The 18,976-nt window shown below is 61.6% G+C and carries 18 protein-coding genes and 3 pseudogenes; 16 read left to right on the forward strand and 5 right to left on the reverse strand.

Features of this window, described 5'->3' with window-relative positions:
* Positions 1-19 precede the first annotated feature (19 nt).
* A complete protein-coding gene (locus HRJ34_RS17825; RefSeq protein WP_208632034.1) occupies positions 20-2,512 on the reverse strand; it encodes a TonB-dependent receptor in 2,493 nt (830 codons plus the stop codon).
* Between HRJ34_RS17825 and HRJ34_RS17830 the strand changes: the two genes are divergently transcribed.
* The 8 genes from HRJ34_RS17830 to HRJ34_RS29560 all read left to right on the forward strand — a co-directional run bounded on the left by HRJ34_RS17830 (position 2,500) and on the right by HRJ34_RS29560 (position 9,305).
* On the forward strand, positions 2,500-3,372 hold the full coding sequence (locus HRJ34_RS17830) for an SDR family NAD(P)-dependent oxidoreductase (protein ID WP_208632035.1): 873 nt from the start codon (positions 2,500-2,502) through the stop codon (positions 3,370-3,372). The two genes, HRJ34_RS17825 and HRJ34_RS17830, sit on opposite strands and share 13 nt — an antisense overlap.
* Before the next feature lie 109 nt (positions 3,373-3,481).
* The gene (locus HRJ34_RS17835; RefSeq protein ID WP_208632036.1) at positions 3,482-4,051 is read left to right on the forward strand and encodes a TetR/AcrR family transcriptional regulator; all 570 of its coding nucleotides are present in this window, start codon (positions 3,482-3,484) and stop codon (positions 4,049-4,051) included.
* A 208-nt stretch (positions 4,052-4,259) separates the two neighbouring features.
* A complete protein-coding gene (locus tag HRJ34_RS17840; protein WP_226948842.1) occupies positions 4,260-5,489 on the forward strand; it encodes an SRPBCC family protein in 1,230 nt (409 codons plus the stop codon).
* The gene (locus HRJ34_RS17845) at positions 5,486-6,103 is read left to right on the forward strand and encodes a 3-phenylpropionate/cinnamic acid dioxygenase subunit beta (RefSeq protein WP_208632038.1); all 618 of its coding nucleotides are present in this window, start codon (positions 5,486-5,488) and stop codon (positions 6,101-6,103) included. Before HRJ34_RS17840 ends, HRJ34_RS17845 begins: the two co-directional genes overlap by 4 nt.
* On the forward strand, positions 6,103-6,879 hold the full coding sequence (locus HRJ34_RS17850; RefSeq protein ID WP_208632039.1) for an SDR family NAD(P)-dependent oxidoreductase: 777 nt from the start codon (positions 6,103-6,105) through the stop codon (positions 6,877-6,879). The genes HRJ34_RS17845 and HRJ34_RS17850 overlap by 1 nt, the downstream gene beginning before the upstream one ends.
* Before the next feature lie 137 nt (positions 6,880-7,016).
* Positions 7,017-7,853, forward strand: a complete 837-nt coding sequence (locus tag HRJ34_RS17855; protein ID WP_208632040.1) for an alpha/beta fold hydrolase — start codon at positions 7,017-7,019, stop codon at positions 7,851-7,853.
* Positions 7,850-8,758 carry a VOC family protein gene (locus HRJ34_RS17860; protein ID WP_208632041.1) on the forward strand — a complete coding sequence of 303 codons (909 nt, stop codon included), beginning with the start codon at positions 7,850-7,852 and terminating at the stop codon, positions 8,756-8,758. The genes HRJ34_RS17855 and HRJ34_RS17860 overlap by 4 nt, the downstream gene beginning before the upstream one ends.
* 148 nt (positions 8,759-8,906) lie before the next feature.
* Positions 8,907-9,305 (forward strand): hypothetical protein, encoded by a 399-nt coding sequence (locus HRJ34_RS29560; RefSeq protein ID WP_208632042.1) that lies wholly within the window; start codon positions 8,907-8,909, stop codon positions 9,303-9,305.
* Here HRJ34_RS29560 and HRJ34_RS17870 read toward each other — a convergent pair.
* A pseudogene (locus HRJ34_RS17870) lies at positions 9,236-9,987 on the reverse strand (IS5 family transposase). The gene HRJ34_RS29560 and the pseudogene HRJ34_RS17870 sit on opposite strands and share 70 nt — an antisense overlap.
* Positions 9,988-10,233: 246 nt before the next feature.
* On the opposite strand from HRJ34_RS17870, the gene HRJ34_RS17875 reads away from it, so the two are divergent.
* The 7 genes and pseudogenes from HRJ34_RS17875 to HRJ34_RS17900 all read left to right on the forward strand — a co-directional run bounded on the left by HRJ34_RS17875 (position 10,234) and on the right by HRJ34_RS17900 (position 16,766).
* Entirely contained in the window at positions 10,234-10,941 is a 708-nt protein-coding gene (locus HRJ34_RS17875) for a hypothetical protein (protein WP_208632043.1), read from the forward strand.
* A 308-nt stretch (positions 10,942-11,249) separates the two neighbouring features.
* Positions 11,250-12,086 (forward strand): IS5 family transposase, encoded by an 837-nt coding sequence (locus HRJ34_RS17880; protein ID WP_208631555.1) that lies wholly within the window; start codon positions 11,250-11,252, stop codon positions 12,084-12,086.
* Positions 12,073-12,486 (forward strand): DUF5681 domain-containing protein, encoded by a 414-nt coding sequence (locus HRJ34_RS17885; RefSeq protein ID WP_226949210.1) that lies wholly within the window; start codon positions 12,073-12,075, stop codon positions 12,484-12,486. Before HRJ34_RS17880 ends, HRJ34_RS17885 begins: the two co-directional genes overlap by 14 nt.
* Before the next feature lie 76 nt (positions 12,487-12,562).
* On the forward strand, positions 12,563-13,225 hold the full coding sequence (locus HRJ34_RS29240; RefSeq protein ID WP_226948843.1) for a ParB N-terminal domain-containing protein: 663 nt from the start codon (positions 12,563-12,565) through the stop codon (positions 13,223-13,225).
* Complete coding sequence (locus HRJ34_RS29245; RefSeq protein WP_226948844.1) at positions 13,176-14,012, forward strand: DNA-methyltransferase; 837 nt, start codon at positions 13,176-13,178, stop codon at positions 14,010-14,012. The genes HRJ34_RS29240 and HRJ34_RS29245 overlap by 50 nt, the downstream gene beginning before the upstream one ends.
* 108 nt (positions 14,013-14,120) lie before the next feature.
* Positions 14,121-15,188: pseudogene (locus tag HRJ34_RS17895) on the forward strand (IS110 family transposase); the annotation flags it as partial.
* A gap of 459 nt (positions 15,189-15,647) precedes the next feature.
* Positions 15,648-16,766, forward strand: coding sequence for an IS110 family RNA-guided transposase (locus HRJ34_RS17900; protein ID WP_208632045.1), 1,119 nt, complete (start codon positions 15,648-15,650; stop codon positions 16,764-16,766).
* Between the two features lie 640 nt (positions 16,767-17,406).
* On the opposite strand, the gene HRJ34_RS17905 is transcribed toward HRJ34_RS17900, so the two are convergent.
* Positions 17,407-17,736, reverse strand: coding sequence for a hypothetical protein (locus tag HRJ34_RS17905; protein WP_208632046.1), 330 nt, complete (start codon positions 17,734-17,736; stop codon positions 17,407-17,409).
* Between the two features lie 113 nt (positions 17,737-17,849).
* On the opposite strand from HRJ34_RS17905, the gene HRJ34_RS17910 reads away from it, so the two are divergent.
* Positions 17,850-18,053, forward strand: coding sequence for a helix-turn-helix domain-containing protein (locus HRJ34_RS17910; RefSeq protein WP_208632047.1), 204 nt, complete (start codon positions 17,850-17,852; stop codon positions 18,051-18,053).
* Here HRJ34_RS17910 and HRJ34_RS17915 read toward each other — a convergent pair.
* Together HRJ34_RS17915 and HRJ34_RS17920 are read right to left on the reverse strand one after the other, a co-directional pair.
* Positions 18,043-18,267: a hypothetical protein gene (locus HRJ34_RS17915; protein WP_208632048.1), complete on the reverse strand. Its 225-nt coding sequence runs from the start codon at positions 18,265-18,267 to the stop codon at positions 18,043-18,045. The genes HRJ34_RS17910 and HRJ34_RS17915 overlap by 11 nt on opposite strands.
* Positions 18,248-18,965 (reverse strand): annotated as a pseudogene (locus tag HRJ34_RS17920) (IS5 family transposase). The gene HRJ34_RS17915 and the pseudogene HRJ34_RS17920 overlap by 20 nt, the downstream one beginning before the upstream one ends.
* Positions 18,966-18,976 lie beyond the last annotated feature (11 nt).

An 18,976-nucleotide genomic window follows, 5' to 3' on the forward strand; every position in this document is an offset into this window, starting at 1 on the left:
TGGCCATCGCCTTTCGATATCAGAACTTGAAGTTCAATTGGGTACCGATCGTGCGCGGACGGATCGTCTGATCGAAGAAGCGGGTGCCGATCGTCTGCCCGGCCGGCGCAGGCAGCCCCAGGAGGCGCGGATCTTCATCGAAGGCGTTCTCGATATACAGCGAAAGCTGGATGTTGCCGATGTCCGCCCCGACCCGGAAGTTGGTCGTCACGAAGGAGGGCTTGAGCGGCCGCGAGGGGTTGCCCGGGGCGAAGGCGGCGAAGCGCTCGCCTTCGAGGCGGGTGTCGCCGCGCACGAACACATGCACCTTGTCGCTGATCGGGGCGCGATATTGACCGAACAGAGCCACCGTCCAGTTGGGGATGTCCGGCACCTTGTCGCCCTTGCGCGCGATGAAGACCGTCGCATTGGGGAAGATGAGGTCCTCGGCGACCTTGCTGTCGATGCGCGATGCAGCAATGGTGAAGCTGAGGTGCGGCGATGGGTTCGCCGTCATCTCCAGCTCGAAGCCGCGGCTGCGAACCGAACCGACATTGGTGGAAAGTCCGCCGAACGAACAGCCGGTACCGCTGACCTGCACGGCGACCTGGGTGTTCTTCCAGTCGATATGGAAACCCGCCGCATTCACCTTCAGACCGCCATTGAGGAAGGTGCCTTTCGCGCCCAGCTCATAGGACCAGAGCGAGTCCGACTTGTAGCTCGACGGCAGCGCCGCCTGACCGAAGAAGCTACGAAGCGAAGCGTCGCAGGCGCCCGTCGCCGAATCCAGCGACGGCAACGGGAAGTTTGCGCCGCCCATGCGGAAGCCCTTGGCCACCGTCGCATAGATCAGCCGGTTCTTGGCAGGCTCGACCTCCATGCCGAAGCGCGGCACGAAGCCGTCCTGGCGGGCCTTGCCCCGTGTCACGAAGGCGCCGTTCCGAACGAACAGCGGCGATCCGCGGAAATCGTCGAAGGTGCGATATTTGAAATCGAAATAGCGCAGGCCGGCGGTGGCGCGGCCGATATCCCAAAGCTTGAGGCCGGCCTCGCCGAACAGCGCGAACTCCTTGCGGTAGCGTGCCGAGTAGTTGGATACGATCAGGCCGTTGGTGACGGGCTGTCCGCCCACCGTAACCGCGCCCGGCACGGTGATGTTCGACGTCGTGACCTCGCGGCGATCGGTGTAGAATATGCCAGTTACCAGATCGAGCGGACCATCCCATTTCGAAACCGCGCGGGTTTCGGTGGTGAACTCACGCTGCGACCCGGTATTCGGCACGCTGATCGACAGCGGCGTGGTGGCATTGCCAAGACGGACGAGCCGGGCATTGTTCGACGAGTCCGTGATCTGGAAGCTGTTCGCCCGGTAATAGGCGACCGTCGAGGCCACATCGACCTTCTCGGGTGACCAGGCGATTTCCGCCTCGGCAAGCTTCCCTTTGTCCGAGCCGGGCTGGATAACCGGCAGAAGCGCGGAATATTTCCGTTGGTCGACGGTGTAGCGTTCCGACGCATCCGCCTCGCGGCGATTGTAGCTGTACGCGGCGCGCAGCGAGAGATCGGGCGTCATCTTCCACAGCGCGTCGATGCGGCCACCATAGGCCCGCCCCTTGTTGACGTCCTTTTGGACGGCACCGGCGATCACGCCGGTCGCGGTCACCGGGGTCCAGTCAATGTAGCCGGCGGTGCGCTCATAATAGCCCGAGGCCCGGACCGCCAAGGTCGCGCTGATTGGAATGTTGACGCTGCCCTCGGCCTCATAGTTCGCATCCGATGAGTAGCGCGTGGACGAGATCGACGCCATGCCGCGACCTTCGAACCGGGCGGTGTCGGGCGCCTTCGTGATGATCTTGATCGTGCCGGCCAGCGAGCTGGAGCCGTACAGCGTGCCCTGCGGCCCGCGCAGCACCTCGATTCGCTCGATATCGACAAGGCGCGGATTGCTGATCGGGATCGGCGTGTTGTTGATGTAGAAGCCGACCGTATTCTGGCCGCTCGCCTGGGTGCCGTTGACCGTCTGCACGCCGCGCAGGCCGACCGGACGGACGCCGAGGCTGTTCACCGGGCCGAGGAAATTGGTGGAAAGGCCGGGAACGGCCGTCGCATAATCTTCGAAGCTGGTGATGTTGAACTCTTCCAGCTGCTTGCCGCTGATCGCGGTCACGCTCACACCGACGGTCTGCAGCGTCTCTTCGCGCTTCCGTGCGGTGACCACGATGTCGGAACCAAAACCGGCGTCGTCGTCATAGCCATTGGCTGGCGTCGCTGCGATCTGCGCGGTGGCGGGCATTGCAACCGTGCATAAAAATACGGTTACAACTGTAGTCTTAAGACGATTGCGAATCTGCCTCATACCCCCAAACTCCCTCGGCATTGCCAGTTTTTCAGCGAATTTATTTTCTCCGCAACATAGAATTATACGATAGAATGCGAATGTCAATACTCTACCGTATTTTGAATATTGCATCGGGCGGATGTCTCGGGCATCATGGGCCAAAGAGAAGGTAATCCAGCACGATGCAGTCTTCATCGCGATCAGCAATCGTCACCGGCGGCGCGCGCGGGCTTGGGGAGGCCTATGCGACGCTTCTGGCGGCACAGGGCTACGCCGTGATCGTCAACGACCGCGACGGGGAGGCTGCTGCGGAGACTGTGGAGAAGATCCGCGCCGCCGGCGGATCCGCTTTCGTGAGCGTGCACAATGTCGAGGACAGCGGCGCCTGCGGGGAAATCGTGGCCCATGCGATCGCCCGCACCGGCCGCATCGATGCCGTGATCGCCAATGCCGGCTATCTGAACGATCGAAGCTTCGCCAAGATGACGGCTGAGGAGTTCGATGCGATGATCCGGGTCCATCTGCTGGGTACCGCCCATCTCGCTCGCGCCGCCTGGCCGCACCTCGCCGCCAGCACATCCGGACGGCTGATCTTCACGACCTCCTCCGCATCGCTTTGGGGTAATTTCGGACAGGCGAATTATGGCGCCGCCAAGGCGGGCGTGGTGGGCCTGATGCTGTCGATCGTGGAGGAGGGACTGCGCTCGGGAATCCGCGTCAACACCATCGCTCCCTATGCGATGACCCGCCTTGGCGACGGCATCTTCGATCCGGCCCTGGCTCGCCATATGAGCGTCCAGGACGTGGCCCGGATCGTGACCCACCTTTGTTCGACCGAATGCGCGATCAGCGGCGAGCTGCTCGAACTCGGGGCGGGTCGCGTTTCGCGCGCGAAGCTGATGCGCAGCGAGGGGATCCTATTCGGCGACGATATCGATCAGGGCGCAATTGCCGTCGCGCTTGACGAGTTGATGACGCAGCCCCTGGACAGAAGCTATTCGTCGGCCGGGCAGTCCTTCGCGGCGCATGTCGCGCATCTGAAACTCGAGGCTTGACCGTTCCGCCGCGCCATCACAGCGCGGCCATCGGGGGCCGGTGGATATGCGCCGGCCATCATGATAATCGTCGGGTCGACGGCAGATCGGAGAAGGTTGGTTGGGAAGGTTGCGCAAGGAAGAAGGTGCCGAGGAGATCAGCGCCCACACCTGGCTGCGGGGTGCCTTGAAGACGCTGGGAGAAGTGGGGATAGAGGGCGTCCGAATTGAACCGCTGGCCAAGCGCCTGGGGCTGACCAAGGGCAGCTTCTACTGGCATTTCAAGGACCGCGACGCACTGCTCATCGAAATGCTGGCCCATTGGCGCCGCCGATCGACCCTCGATGTCATCGAGCAGATCGAACAGGGCAACGAAGCCCCCAGGGCCCGGCTGCGGAAATTGCTCCATATGGCGATCATCGAGGAGCGGTTCGCCAAGGGGGCCAACAATGTGGAGCTGGCCATCCGGCTCTGGAGCCGTACCGATGAACGGCCCCGTCAGGCCCTGACAGAGGTAGACGAATTGCGGCTGCGCTATATTCGCAGCCTCTTCTCCGAGGTCGGCTTCGACGGGGCTCAGGCCGAAGCGAGAGCCGGTCTCACCTATTCCTTCATGCGGGTCGCCGCCACCTTCGTCGGCGACAACAAGGAACGGGCGTTGGAAAACACCCTGTCGGCCCTTCTCTCCCCCAAGGATTGACCCTTCGCCATCCGGCACCGGCAACGGCGCCGATCCGATCGACCACGCCGCCCAATCGGTCGGCGCTGGACATCCCGCGAACTACAGAATACGGTTCCGTATGCCAAGTATGACATTAAAGACCTGCAACGCCAGCGACCTTGTCGATTGGGAATTCGGCACAGTCGACCGCCGCATATTCTGGGATCCGGCCATTTACGAACGCGAGTTGGAACGCGTCTTCGCACGCTCCTGGCTGTTCGTCGCGCATGAGAGCCAGATCGATACGCCGGCTAGCTTCATAACGACCTATATGGGGGAGGATTCGGTGATCGTCGCGCGCGCGGGCGATGGCCGGATCAACGTCTTCCTCAACTCATGTCCGCATCGCGGCAACCGCGTCTGCTTTGCCGACAGCGGCCAGGGGCGGCAGTTCACCTGTAACTATCATGGCTGGGCCTTCGGCCTGGACGGTGCGTTGAAAAAAATGCCGAAGATCGGGCTGTACAAGGCCACGCCGGGCTTCCGCATGGAGGATTGGGGACTGAAGCAGGCCCGGGCCGAGAGCTACAAGGGTCTCGTCTTCGCGACTTTTGACGATGAGGCACCTTCGCTGGCGGACTGGCTGGGTGATTTCCGCTGGTATCTGGATGCCGTGCTCGACGCCGAGGATGGCGGCACGGAGTTCCTGCCCGGAGGGGCAACCCGCTCGGTGATGAACTGCAACTGGAAGTTTCCTGCCGATAATTTCGTCGGGGACATCTACCATGCGCTGTGGACCCACCTGGGGGGAGCCGATCCCACGCTCGGTCGCCACGGCGGGGTGAAGGTGGAGAACAGCGGCAGCTATCAGGTGTCGGTCAACGGCCATGGCTGGGAGTTCAACGACAGCTTCTTGGGCAATGCCGCGACAATGGGCGACCGGGAACTGCTGCGCTATATGCGATCGCGCCAGGAAGCGATCGCCGCGCGCCTCGGTACATTTCGTGCCGGGATGTGGGGCTCCGTCGCCTCGGCGACCATCTTTCCCAATTTCTCTTTCCTGCCCGGTTACTTCACCTTCCGCACCTTTCAGCCGAAGGGGCCGCTGAAGACCGAGATTCACGCCTGGACGCTGGTTCCTCGCAGCATGCCGGAGGAGATGAAGGATCGCTTCCGGCGCGGCTCGATGCGAACCTTCTCGCCGTCAGGCCTGCTTGAAATGGACGATGGCGAAAATTGGGAATTCTCGACGCAGTCCAATGCCGGTTGGATCACCCGCCACCAGCGCCTTTGCTATGCGATGAGCGCGGAGGGCGAGGTGGTGGAGGAAGGCCTCCCCGGCCATGTGACCGCCGGCCAGCTTTCCGACGCCAATCAGCGTCTGTTCTACAAGCGCTGGGCTGAGATGATGGATGCCGACCGCTGGGCGGACATATCGTTCGATCCGCCTTCGGCCAGGGCGGAGGCGGCGGAATGAGCATCGCCGCCGAAACCAGGCCGGACTATTCGACCTATCCGCGCCTCTCGATGGCCGAGGCACGCGCCGCCGCGCAGCATCTTCTGGCGATGCACGGCGATGGCGCCGAGGTGGACGACGACACGCTTTCCCGCATCGAGCGCTTTTACAACAGAGAGGCGCGGCTGCTGGATGAGGAGCGGTTCGACGAGTGGTACGCTCTGCTCGCCGACGATCTCTTCTACTGGATGCCGTTGCGGGAGAACCGCTTCCGCCGCGACAGCCGGCCGGAGATCGCGGCGGACAACATGGCGCTGTTCGACGAATCCAAGGCGGACATCGCCATTCGCCTGGGCCGGCTGTCGTCCGGGCTGGTCTGGACCGAAGATCCCCCGACCCGCCACGTCTATATCATCTCGAACGTGGAAGCGTTCGTGACCGGGCGAAGCGGGGAATATGAGGTGCATTCGACCTTCACCCAGTATCGCAATCGGTCCGAACATGACACGGCCACGCTGCACGGACGGCGGCGCGACCTGATCCGCGCAGTGGAGGGCGGCTTCCACCTCGTTCGGCGTCTGGTGCTGCTGCCACAGTCGGTCGTGCTGACCAAAAATCTCTCGGCCTTCTTTTGATGGGCAGGCTGGCCGGCTATCGCACCGTGGTCACGGGCGCCGGTTCCGGGATCGGACGGGCGATCGTCCGGCGCTACCTGGCCGAGGGCGCGCATGTGGCCGCCGTCGTCCGCAGCCAGGACGACGTCGCCGCGCTGAATGCCGAAGGCGCCTTGACCGTCCTGGGCGATGTATCGCTTTACGAGACGGCCGAGAGCGCGGTGGCAACGGCGGTCGAGCAATGGGGCGGCCTCGACGCCTATGTCGCCAATGCCGGCCTCTGGGATTTCCACAAGCGCATCGAGAAGCAGTCCCCTGCGCAGCTTCATGCCGCTTATCGGGAGGTTTTCGGGGTGAATCTGCTGGGCGCGCTCTATGGCGCCCGCGCCGCCCTGGGCGCGCTGCGCCAAAGCCGGGGCTCGGTCATCGTATCGGGATCGAACGCCTGCTTCCGGGCGGGTGGGGGCGGTGCGCTCTATACCGCATCGAAATTCGCTCTGCGCGGTCTCGTCCTGCAGTTGGCCCGGGAGCTCGCGCCCGATGTCCGCGTCAACGGGGTCGCGCCGGGGGCGACCGATACCGGCATTTCCGGCCCGGCGGCGCTGGGGCAGCGGGGCCACGCCATGAACGCCGATCCCGCACGCATGGCCGTCATGGCCGATCATATGCTGCTGGGCAGGGTGTCTGCCCCCGAGGAGCATGCATCGCTTTATGTCCTGCTCGCCTCACGTGAAGAGAGTTCCTACGTGACCGGCGCGATGCTGCTCTCCGACGGCGGGCTTACCATATCCACCTGAGGCAATTCCGCTCTGTCGGGTGATCTGGCCTCCCAACCATAGCCCGACACCAGACGCCAGGCCATTTCAAATACGGAACCGTATCCAAAAATCCACGCAGGATCTTCACGCAAACAGGATCATGAAAGGAGGGCTCCATGGGTGATTCCGCCGCAACCGGTAGAGGCAATAGCCTCCGCGCGTTCGACCTCGACACCAATTATCATGAGCGCGGCGAAGGCCCGCCCCTGATGCTGCTCCACGGCTCGGGACCCGGCGTTTCCGCCTGGACCAACTGGCGGCGCGTCATGCCGCTGCTCTCCGGGGATTTCCGCGTGATCGCCCCCGACATGGCCGGTTTCGGCTATACCGAGCGCAATCCGGATCTCGCCTATGACATCAAGACCTGGGTGAAGCATCTGATCGCCATCCTCGATGCGCTGGGCATCGAGAAGGCAAGCCTGGTCGGTAATAGCTTCGGCGGTTCGCTGGCCCTGGCCGCGGCCGCCCGCTTTCCCGACCGCTTCGACCGGCTCGTGCTGATGGGTACACCCTGCGACGCCTTCATGATGACGCCGGGCCTTCGCGCGGGCTGGTTCTACACGCCGAGCCGCGAATGCATGCGCGAGACTATGGCGCATTTCCCTTATGATCCCGCCTTCATCACCGACGAACTAGTAGAGGAGCGCTACCAGGCGAGCCTCATTCCCGGCGCGCAGGAGGGACTGCGCAAGCTGCTGGTTGCGCCCGTGGAGGTTGGCGACACGCCCCTGTCCGGTATGCCCGAGCAGGTCGTTGCCGGCATTGGGCATCCCGCACTCGTCCTCCATGGCCGGGAAGACCGGGTGATTCCGGTCGACATGGGCATCCGGCTCGCCCGCGCCATGCCCAATGCCGAACTCCACATGTTCGGCCGATGCGGCCATTGGGTGCAGGCGGAACGGCTGGAGGCCTTCCTGGCGCTGACCCGACGCCATCTGGGGGCTGCGGCATGAGCGGCGAGATCCAGGCGCTCGGCTATGTCGGCCTCGAAGTCTCCGACCTCGCCGCCTGGCGAAGCTTCGCCTGCGACCAGCTTGGGCTGCAATGGGCGGATCGGGCCGACGGCACAGCAGACCTGAGGATCGATGATTATGCGACGCGCATTCGCCTGATCGAAGGCCCGCGCGACGATCTGGCCTACGCAGGATGGGAGGTCCGCGATGCGGCGACCCTCGTGCATCTCGCCGATCGCCTGCGCACGCTGGGCGTCGCCGTTGAGAATGCACAGCCAGACGCACATGATCGACGCGTCCATGGGCTCATCCGCTTCCGCGATCCCGAAGGATCGGTGCATGAGGCCTTTTACGGCCCGCTGCAGAAGACCAACATACCCTTCGTCAGCCCGCTGGGCACGGCGTTCAAGACCGGACGCCAGGGGCTTGGCCATATCGTGCTGAACTGCCGCGACAAGCCGGCGATGATGGATTTCTTCCAGGATATGTTGGGCTTTCGCCTGTCCGACCATATCCGGACCGAGGTGGTGCCCGGCCGGCCAATGGAGATCAGCTTCCTTCGCTGCAATGGTCGTCACCATTCGCTCGCCCTGGCGCCGGTGCCTGTCCCGAAGAAGATCGTGCATCTGATGGTGGAAACGATGTCGATCGATGATGTCGGGCGCGCCATGCACCGTTGTGCGGACGCTGGTACGCATTTCAGCTTCACTCTCGGTCGCCATTCGAACGACAACATGCTGAGCTTCTATCCGCTCACACCGTCAGGTTTCGACTTCGAATATGGCTGGGGCGGTCTGGAGGTAGACGACGAGAGCTGGCACGTGCTGACGCACGACAGCAATTCCGCCTGGGGGCATATCTATCAACGCCCGCCGCGACCAGCCAAGGTGGAGGAAGGCGCATGACCACTGCAATGCGTATGTCGGGGGACAGGTTGCGCCGCTGCGCGATATCCTTCAACCCACCGATGCCACAGCCGCCTGTCAGATCCAGGCGATCAATACTCGCCATCGGCAAACCAATGGGGGGCGCGCCATCGGTCGCAAAGTGGGCTTGACCGCCAAGGCCGTGCAGGTCCGACTCGGCGTCGACCAGCCTGACTTCGGGGCCCTCTTCGACGATATGCTTATCGAAGATGGAGGCATGCTCGATCCCGCGCGTGTCCTGCAACCGAAAGCCGAGGCCGAGATTGCGCTGGTCCTCGCCAAGGATATCTTTGCGTCCGATGCCACTGCCGCAAATGTCACCGCCGCAGCCTTGCACGCCGGCGCGGCGATCGAGAAGGTGGACAGCCGGATTTCCGACTGGAAGATCAGTTTTGCGGATACCGTGGCTGATAACGGATCGTCCGCCTTTTTCGTGTTAGGGTGGGGACTCACTGATCATAGCCAGAATAGCACGGTGGCGGCCTGCGCGAGGGCGGAGAAGAAGACGGCTGGGCAGCGGTCGTAGCGGGTTGCTACGCGCCGCCAGTCTTTGAGACGGCCGAACATGATCTCGATGCGGTTGCGCCGCTTGTATCGACGTTTGTCGTATTTGACGGGCAAAGAGGGGGATTTCCGGCCCGGAATGCAGGGTTTTATACCCTTTTGCTCAAGCGCGTCCCTGAACCACTCGGCATCATAGCCCCGGTCGGCAAGCATCCACCGCGCCTTGGGCAAATCGTCGAGCAGGGCCGCTGCGCCGGTGTAATCGCTGACCTAGCCGGCGGTGATGAAGAAGCTCAAAGGACGGCCGTTGGCATCCGTGACGGCGTGAAGCTTGGTGTTCATGCCGCCGTTGGTGCGCCCGATCAGGCGGCCGAGATCTCCCTTTTTACCCCAAGGCTGGATGCCGTGCGTTGGGCTTTGAGATAGGTTGCATCGATCATGATGGTCTGAGGATCAGCCTTCTGAGCAGACCCTCCATCATCCGGCTGAACACGCCCATCGCGCCCCACCGCTTCCAGCGGTTATACAATGTCTTGTGCGGTCGGTATTCCCTGGGCGCATCACGCCAGCGCAGCCCGTTGCGGTTCACGAAGATGATCCCGCAGCACCCGCCGATCATCCACCCGCGGCCTGCCGAGGCTCTTCGGGAAATACGGCGCGAGCCGCGCCATCTGCTCATCCGTCAGCCAATATAGATCACTCAAACCCAGTCTCCTCACGGAGCCTGAATCAGATCGCAGCCCTCACATCAATCGGCCCTGACCTAGGCAGACCAAAGTGAGCGGGAATTTTCGACGACGCGCGTGGAAGTATCCCATTACCCGCCACGACCTGCCGCACTTCAACAGGTTGCTGAACCGAAATGACCACCCATATCGCATTACTCATCTGCGCCTCGAGGGGTTGGGTTGCCCCCGCCTCGGCAGTGTCCATGATTGGGATTGATCGATATGCGGGCCCTTGAAGACATCGAGACGCTTACGCCGGTAACAACCGCTCAGATCAAGGAATGGGTCGAGTGCGCCTGGTCGAAGAGGTCCGTGTTTCCATCTGCGGCTCAGTATCAAGCGTTAGCCGCTCATTTGAATATCATCGTTGCTCATCACAATGTTCGTAAACAGCGACGTGCTTCGCAGGACGACCTCAAGAGACGTATTGCGATTTATCGAACTGCGGCGAACAGGGCTAAATTGCTGAAAGCAGATCTCGAGGCCATCAAACGGGACCTGCAGCTTCAGCATGAGCTATTGACCGACGGTGAGATCGGCTTTCCGTTTCATCCGGCGTTAACAGAGCGAATGTCCTCACTTAAAGCCATCGAACGGGCGATCGATGACTACGAGCTCCTATTTCCATCACCGAGTAAAAAGGACCATATGGACCCGGTGGGATGGATCGCAGATGGAGTGGAAGTCGCCTGGAAAGAGATTCTAGACCTCGAACAGGGGCGATGGGGCAAGACGAAGGGTTTTGGACATCAGCCCGACAGCCCTCTGACATACTTCGTGCAACTGGCGCTGGAAGGCATGGGTATGCCGCATAGCGACAATTTGGACACCATCAGCGACCATTTGCGCAGACGTCATAATAGGAAGCGAGTCCGGTTGATCCCGAAAGGGATGGGGGCAAAAACCAGCCTTTTGCCCCCCGCTGAATAGCGTTCGAATCAGTTTAGGGCCCCCTCGACCGCCACGCTCGGCAGACACTTCTGGGTCGACCGGAAGACAGTCCGCTAACGCTTGAGCGGGACACATATTAGGGGGAACCCCATCATGGTCGATCGAACAGCGAAGAAATATGAAGTCGGGTATGGCAAGCCACCCAAGAAAAATCGGTTTCGTAAGGGTATGTCTGGCAACCCTAAGAGCCTGATCCGAAATTAAGTTGAGTGGTATCAGCAAGTTAGCTTGACGCTAGCGCCAGTCGTTGATTCAGGGGTTTTGCAACAAACTTCCGGAGATCGACGATGTGGACCGATACCACTCGGGCGCAATATGCCCGTACAGAACTGGCTTTGCCAAGCGATTTGACCGATGCCGAATGGGCGGTGCTGGAGCCCTTCTTTCCGCCGCCCTCGTCGGTGGGACGTCCGCGCAAGTGGCCGCTCAGGCGCATTATCGAGGCGATTTTGTATTTGCTGCGCGGCGGGCTGCCGTGGCGGATGCTGCCGCCGTGCTTTCCGCCCGTCTCGACGGTGCGGCGCTGGTTTTATCTGTGGCGCGACAACGGCCTGTGGCTGTCGCTCAATCATGCCCTGCTGTTGATCGGGCGGGAAGCTGTAGGCCGCGAGGCTTCGCCGAGCGCCGGGGTGATCGACAGCCAGAGTGTGAAGACCTCGGAAAGCGGCGGGCCTCGCGGCTATGACGCGGGGAAGAGGATCAAGGGGCGCAAGCGCCACATCCTGACCGACACCGACGGCAATCTGGTCCATGCCGTGATCCATACTGCCGATATCCAGGATCGCGATGGCGCGCCGTTGGTGCTGGCCGAGATCGTCCGTCGCTTCCCGTGGCTGCGCCATGTCTTTGCCGACGGTGGCTATGCGGGCGAAAAGCTCAGGGATGCCCTGCGCCGCATCGGCAAATGGACCGTCGAGATCGTCAAGCGATCGGATACGGCAAAAGGCTTCGTCGTGCTGCCCAGGCGCTGGGTCGTCGAGCGAACGCTGGCTTGGCTCAATCGAAACCGGCGCCTCGCCAAGGACTTCGAACAAACCATCGCTTCCGCAACCGCATGGCTCTTCATCGCTTCAATCCAGCTCTTCACACGAAGAATCGCAAAGCTAGGAAATTACGCCCGATAATTTTGAATCAGGCTCTAAGGGGAGGCCTAAAAAATCAACGGATGACCCAAATCTAATCACCCTATTTGAAATCGTCCTGCGCGCTTCGCGGAAGAAGCTCCCTACCTCAATAGGTGGGCGAAAGATGCAGATGAGTGCTTTGGAGATTCTGGTCAATCAGCTTTACCAGAAGGCTCTGACGGGCGACGAGAAAGCTATCAACCTTCTGCTGAAACTGGTCGAGAAAGCCAATTTGGCGACCCTTGAAGGGCGCACCGGAGAGCCAATTCGGATCATCGTCGAAGGTGGTCTGCCGGAGATTGAGAGGATCTCATACGACCCGGCAGACGACGATTCCAAGGCGCCCGATGGCGAGAAACGTTGCAAGGAAGATGACGATCCGGAGGAAACGGCCGTCTAGTCGCTGACACCTCTTAGCGCCCAGTTTCGTTCAATGGAGCTGGGCGCTGATTTCCCGTTTCATAGGAGGTCAGTTCATGGCTGATCGAGACCCCGCTAACCTACCAACCAGCCTGAAAACTCAGCTTCAAGAGCGCAACCGACGGCGACTGAAAGGCAATGCGGCACGGGTAAAGGCGGATAGCCATGCGGCTGTCGCCCGGAATGACCCAACCCCGAAGCTCCGCTCCGAGCGCTGGCCGTTAGACCGTCTGAAGGATGCCGATCGCCGCGCCCGGCGAACCTCGCCCGAGCAGCTCGAGCGGGTCACCCGCTCCGTCTCGCGGCTGGGCATGGTGAAGCCAATCATCATCTCGCCCGATGGTAAGATCATTGATGGCCACATCCTCGTCGAGGTAGCGCGAGGCATGGGGCTGCCGGATATCGAGTGCGTAATCATCGACCACCTGTCGACCGAAGAGCTTCGCCTCGCGCGGATCGCCCTTAACCGCATCCAGGAAACCGGCGAATGGGATTTGGACGAGCTGTCGGTCGAGCTCGAAGAGCTCAAGATCGGCGATCTGGATATCGACCTAACCGGCTTCGCGCCGGGAGAACTCGATCTCATCCTGGGGCAGGAATTGGGGATGGCAGGCCTTGATAAAGCTATTCCGCCCAACCCTCCGCCCCTGTGTCAGCGTTCGGCGATATATGGCGCTCGATCAGCACCGTCTGCTGTGCGGCGATGCTCTCGCCGCTAAAAGCTACGAAGCGCTTCTGGCCGGCCGGCAGATCGACTGCGTTTTCTCCGACCCGCCTTACAACATCAAGATCGAAGGCGTGGTCAGCGGCCTGGGCAAGAAGAAGCATAAGGACTTCGCCATGGGCGTCGGCGAAATGTCCGACGAGGATTTCCGCGCCTTCCTTGGCGGCTATCTCCAGCGCTGCAAGGAGCATGCGTCGCCAGGTGCCGTGATCTTCGCCTGCATGGACTGGAGACAGATCGACCTGCTGATGTTCGCCGGGCGCGATGCCGGCCTACACCGGATCAACAAGACGATCTGGAACAAGGGCAGCGGCGGTATGGGAAGCCTGTATCGCTCGGCCTATGAGGAGGTGGTCGTTTTCTGCACCGAGGCGTCGTCTGCGACCAACAATGTCCTGCTGGGCAAGAACGGCCGTAATCGGACGAATGTCTGGACCTATCCGGGTGCGAACCGGAAGGGCTCGTCTGCCGGCAAGGCTCTTGGCGATCATCCAACGCCGAAACCTGTCGAGCTGGTCGCTGATGCTCTCCAGGACGTAACCCAGCGCGGTGATCTCGTCTTCGATCCGTTCATCGGATCGGGCACGACCCTGATCGCTGCCGAGGCGACGGGGCGGATAGCCTGCGGCATCGATCTCGATCCCGGCTATGTCGATGTCGCGATCGTACGCTGGCAGCAGATGACGGGCAGACAAGCGATCCATGCCGACAGCGGCAAGAGCTTCGAGGAGGTCATACGGGAGCGATCGAGAGAGGTCCTCGACGCCGAGGCGGCCGAGTAGGTCGTCGGCCGCCAAGCCCGGCAGCATGATCATCGGTGGCGGAGCAGAACGCGGCCGCGATGATCATGACCTGCCGGGGCGGTCGACGACGGTGAGGTAGGGCTCGACGTCGGACTGAAGTCAACTTCAGTCTGCGTGATCGACGCAGAAAGTCGAGTTATCCACTGCTGTTCGATGAAATCCGACCCAACGGAGATTGGTCGCTATCTGCGGAAGAATTTTACTTCCAATGTTGTGTGCATCGGATTGGAGTCTGGAGGAACATCTGGTTATCTGGCGACACATCTTCGCCGGCAGAAATTTCAGGTCGCTATACTCGATGCGTTGCAGGTTCACCGGGTGCTGTCGATCAAGCGCAACAAGACCGACACCAACGATGCGCGCGGCATCGCCGAGATTACCCGCACCGGCCGCGAATATCTAACCGAGGTCTATGTGAAGAGCGCGGCCTGCTTCGAGATCCGTGCCCAGTTGATCATGCGCCAGCGGCTTGTCCAGCAGCGGCTTGCCAATGAAGCGATGATCCGCGGTCTGCTGCGGGTTTATGGCGGTCGCGTCGAAGCCGGCGCCAAGGTGCCGGCGACATTCCGGGAGCGGGTCATCGAGCAGCTCCTGCAGATCCAGGACAATGACGATATCAACCTGCGTCCGCGCATCATTCCCATCCTCGACCTTTGCGCCCGTCTTCACGCCGATGCCGAGCGGATCGAAGCCGAGCTCGAGATGCTGGCCAGGCAGAACCCGGTGTGCCGGCGTTTCATGGAGATCCCGGGCGTGGGCGCGATCACGGCGCTATCCTTCTTCACCGCGATCGAGGAGCCGACGCGCTTCCGGCGTTCCGATGACGTCGCGGCATACCTTGGCCTCACGCCACGTATCTATCAGTCGGGCGAGAGCCTGTTTCGGGGTTCGATCAGCAAGATGGGCAACCGGCTCACCCGTACCCATCTCGTCAACGCTGCGACCGTGATGATGTCGGGGACCAGGACCTTCAGCTCGCTCAAGGACTGGGGTGTGCGGCTGTCGAAGAAGATCGGCTTCCACAAGGCGCGCATCGCTGTCGCCCGCAAACTCGCCATCATCATGTTCGGGCTATGGCGTGATGGCACCCACTTCCAGTTCAAGGCCGATACCGTCATTGCGCATCGGGAGATGATGCAAGCAGCGCGGGCCTGACCAGTTCCACCGTGAGAACGGCTGGACAGATCCTCCCGGGAGGCGGAGGGATCGGGGACTTCGGTTATAACATTAGGGCGGTAACGACCCTGAGCTACGGTTGATGGAGCCCCACCCTTCGATACGAGCGCCCATATTGAGGCGTGCGAACCACATGGCTCTCGATCCACCGCACGACCCCGAAGAGACTGTTGCACTCCGGGAAGATCACCCCAGCTCTTGCTCGAAAGGCCAAGGCATGATCTGATTATCGCGACGGCGTTGCCCCGCACTCCCAACCGGGGGACCTCAGCTAGAGAATGCTAGTAAACCCTGGCAAAGCTCAGAGCGCATACGCCTTTACCGTTGCCGGCTGGACAAATAGGGTCGTTGGGGTGGGGATGCGGCTGAAAGAGGCTGCCAGTTGCGAGGGTGCGATGCACGACTCGCCGAAGTCACCGCAGAAATCGGAGGCTCTCCATGGCGATGAAAGTCGAGCCGGCGGATGTGATCCAGCATGAAGCGCTTTTCAGTGTAGGTCTTGATGTCAGCCAGCGCAGCACGAGCATCTGCGTTGTGGATGAGCAGGGCCAGGTTGTTCTGGAAGGCCAAGCGAAGACCGACCCGTTCGAGATCGGTCGCTATTTGCAGAAGCGGCTCGACGGTCCGCTGAAGCTGGGAATGGAAACGGGGAGCCTGGCCGCATGGCTCTATCATGGTTTGCGCAAAATGGGCTTCGATGTGGTCTGCATGGATGCGGTGCATGCCCATCGGGCCTTGTCGCTGAAGCGGCACAAAACCGACCGCAACGATGCGCGTGGCCTGGCGGAACTGCTCCGCATGGGTTCCGACTGGATGAACATCGTCCATGTCAGGGAGCAGGCCAGCCAGGAATTGAGGGTGCAGCTTGCCGCCCGAGGTCGGCTGGTCAAGCAGCGTGTCGACCTCGAGAACGAGCTTTGCGGCCTGCTGAAGCCGTTTGGCTTTGTGGTGGCCCGCGGCAATGTCGGTGCAGAGACCTTCCGTGACAGGGTGGTCGATGCCCTAACGCATGCGCAGGACATAGGGATCCAGATCAAGGCTCTGCTGCTACCATTGCTTGATGTGCATCGGGTGCTCGCGCGGCATATCGCCGATGCCGATGCACGGCTTGAGGCTATTGCGGCGACTGAGCCAATCTGCCGGAAGCTCGTGACGATTCGGGTAGTCTCAATCACAGCGCTGGCGTTCCGTGCCGCGGTGGATGATCCATCGCGCTTCAAGACCGCCGCCGATGTGGGCGTGTATTTCGGTTTGACGCCGCGTCGGCAGCAATCCGGCGAGAAGGATCGCCACGGCCGCATCAGCAAGCGCGGCGATGTCGGCATGCGCCTGCATCTGGTACAGGCCGCCACGGTCCTGCTCGTCAGCGTCAAGCGCTGGTCGACGTTGAAAGCCTGGGGCGTGAGGCTTGTGAATCGTATCGGCTTCAACAAGGCGAAGGTGGCCGTGGCCCGCAAGCTCGCCACCGTCATGTACAGGATCTGGCGTGACCAGAGCGTCTTTCGCTGGGGCAAGGCGACCATGGAACCTGCGGCTCCTGCCGCGGCGACCAGCTAATCGTCCGACACCAGCGGAACCTGGGCGGGCGGTCTGAACCCGCTCAGGCGTTACCTGCAGGAACGGCGGGGAGGCGACCTTGATGTACGCGTATTGTCAGACCGTCCAATGGGCGATCATGACGTTGTTGACATATGAAGGCGCCACTCGTGGAAGAACCCCAAACTGACGGCATCCGGCTCGCTCCTCCAGAAGAGGACCTAACCAACGGCCGGAACGACCTCGAAGAGAATAGCGAATCCTGTCAGCGAACGCGCACCATCAGGCAAAGGAGGGTCTGACTATGTGGCGATGAGCGATATCCCCTCTTGACCACCGCAACGAGAGAATGCGCGTATGCCACCCGGCCGAAATCTCGACCGAGGTGCTTTGCGTTGGAGGTTACTAGGCCCCACTCCCGAGTGTCGCGGGAGCGGGACTGACATGCTCAGCTTGCGGCTGAACTGCAAGTGGAATGAGAGGGAGCGGTATCCATCTCCCTTATGTGGGGAGATCGAGCGCGGAGTGCCTCATCCGGCGGCAATAGACGTCGGAAAATTGGTAACGCTGTCGGGCAGTCTATCGACACGGCGCACGCCCGCCTTCGAAGGGCTTCTGGTGGCTGACGCCGAAGGCGGCACTTGAGCTACCGCAGCGAGCGTCAAACGGCGTTCTTTTCCACCCAGGTTAGGGCGGCGATGACGGCCTCCCGGTTCTGATCGGTCACTTCCACGCCCGTCTCGCGCGAAAAGCGTTCAACACGCGTCTCGTCTCGAATGATTTCCAGATGCCGGAGAGTCATCAAGCAGCTTTGAACGTCGACCAGGCCGCCATGGTGCTCCACCCAGGACAGCGCCTGCTGGTAGGTCATGCGCTTCACAGTGACGGTGTCGGCTTGCCAGCTGTCCATTACGATCACGTCCCCCGGTCCGCGGGCGACGTCTCGATTCAACGCCTGTCGCCCCAATACCCTTTGGGCGACGAGTTCCACATGTGCCGTCGCCGATGAGTGACATGACCAATGCTCGGAAAGGCGTGCCAGTCAACCGAAATGTCACTGATTGTCTGTAGATTGATCGTCGACACGGGTGTCTGTGTCTCGGCGTGGATATACGCAAGCGCCTGGGACATAATGTGCGCCGCCTTCGCGAGGCGAAGGGCTGGAGCCAGGAGGTCTATGCCGATGAGGCCGGCATCCATCGCACCTATGTCAGCGATATCGAACGTGGGGCGCGTAATCCCACGGTACAGGTCGTCGAGAAACTGGCGGCGCCCTTCGGCGTGCCTGCTGGAAGGCTCATCGACTAAGCCCACCTATAGCGTTCGCGATCGTCACGATCGTTTCAGCAAGGGCCTGGGCTTCGCGGCACAGCGCAGCCACGTTCTCTGCTCGCGCAATGTGGAAGGTCAGTTGCTGGTTTGCCCCCTGCCCTTCAACCGCCTCGGTCGCCGCATCCTCGAGCTTCATCGTCAGGAGTGCGAACAGGCGTCGCACCAACTCGCTATCGTCTTCGGTTCCCATGGGCATACCAAGAACCAGAAGGCGCCAACAGTCCATCACCAGCTTTTGAAACTTGGCACCTATTCCAGTTCAAGGCCGACACCGTCGCCGCCCCTACCCGTAACGATGAATACCGGCGCTTGTCGTATTTGATAGGTTCGTTGCGCGATTTACGGCCAGGAATACAGGGCTTTATGCCTTTCTCCTGCAGCGCGTCCCTGAACCAGTCGGCGTCGTAGCCCCGGTCGCCGAGCAGCCATTGCGCCTTCGGCAACTCGTCGAGCAGAGCCGCTGCACTAATGTAATCGCTGACCTGGCCGGCGGTCATCAAGAAGCTCAAGGGACGGCCGTTGCATCGGTAATCGCATGGAGCTTGGTGTTCATGCCGCCTTTGGTGCGGCCGATCAGACGCCCGAGGTCCCCCTTTTTACCGCCAGGCTCGATGCCGTGCGGTGCGCCTTCAGATAAGTCGCGTCGATCATCACCGTTCGGCGCTCGGCGCCCGCAGAAGACAGCCCCTCCATCATCCGCATGAAAACGCCCATCTCACCCCACCGCTTCCAGCGGTTGTATAGCGTCTTGTGTGGCCCGTAATCCTTCGGCGCGTCCCGCCAGCGCAGCCTGTTGCGGTTCATGAAGATGATCCCGCTCAGCACCCGCCGATCATCCACCCGCGGCCTGCCGTGGCTCTTCGGAAAATACGGCGCGAGCCGCGCCAAATGTTCTGACG

Origin of the sequence: Rhizorhabdus wittichii, assembly GCF_017607425.1 — a bacterium.
In the GTDB taxonomy this organism is placed as follows: domain Bacteria; phylum Pseudomonadota; class Alphaproteobacteria; order Sphingomonadales; family Sphingomonadaceae; genus Rhizorhabdus; species Rhizorhabdus wittichii.

What these genes read in the sequence shown, in the direction of transcription:
- HRJ34_RS17830 (WP_208632035.1), top strand. Translation starts at nt 2,500, where the DNA reads ATGCAGTCTTCATCGCGATCAGCAATCGTCACCGGCGGCGCGCGCGGG.
- HRJ34_RS17825 (WP_208632034.1), bottom strand. Translation starts at nt 2,512, where the DNA reads ATGAAGACTGCATCGTGCTGGATTACCTTCTCTTTGGCCCATGATGCC.
- HRJ34_RS17845 (WP_208632038.1), top strand. Translation starts at nt 5,486, where the DNA reads ATGAGCATCGCCGCCGAAACCAGGCCGGACTATTCGACCTATCCGCGC.
- HRJ34_RS17850 (WP_208632039.1), top strand. Translation starts at nt 6,103, where the DNA reads ATGGGCAGGCTGGCCGGCTATCGCACCGTGGTCACGGGCGCCGGTTCC.
- HRJ34_RS17855 (WP_208632040.1), top strand. Translation starts at nt 7,017, where the DNA reads ATGGGTGATTCCGCCGCAACCGGTAGAGGCAATAGCCTCCGCGCGTTC.
- HRJ34_RS17860 (WP_208632041.1), top strand. Translation starts at nt 7,850, where the DNA reads ATGAGCGGCGAGATCCAGGCGCTCGGCTATGTCGGCCTCGAAGTCTCC.
- HRJ34_RS17875 (WP_208632043.1), top strand. Translation starts at nt 10,234, where the DNA reads ATGCGGGCCCTTGAAGACATCGAGACGCTTACGCCGGTAACAACCGCT.
- HRJ34_RS17880 (WP_208631555.1), top strand. Translation starts at nt 11,250, where the DNA reads ATGTGGACCGATACCACTCGGGCGCAATATGCCCGTACAGAACTGGCT.
- HRJ34_RS29240 (WP_226948843.1), top strand. Translation starts at nt 12,563, where the DNA reads ATGGCTGATCGAGACCCCGCTAACCTACCAACCAGCCTGAAAACTCAG.
- HRJ34_RS29245 (WP_226948844.1), top strand. Translation starts at nt 13,176, where the DNA reads ATGGCGCTCGATCAGCACCGTCTGCTGTGCGGCGATGCTCTCGCCGCT.
- HRJ34_RS17900 (WP_208632045.1), top strand. Translation starts at nt 15,648, where the DNA reads ATGGCGATGAAAGTCGAGCCGGCGGATGTGATCCAGCATGAAGCGCTT.
- HRJ34_RS17915 (WP_208632048.1), bottom strand. Translation starts at nt 18,267, where the DNA reads ATGGGAACCGAAGACGATAGCGAGTTGGTGCGACGCCTGTTCGCACTC.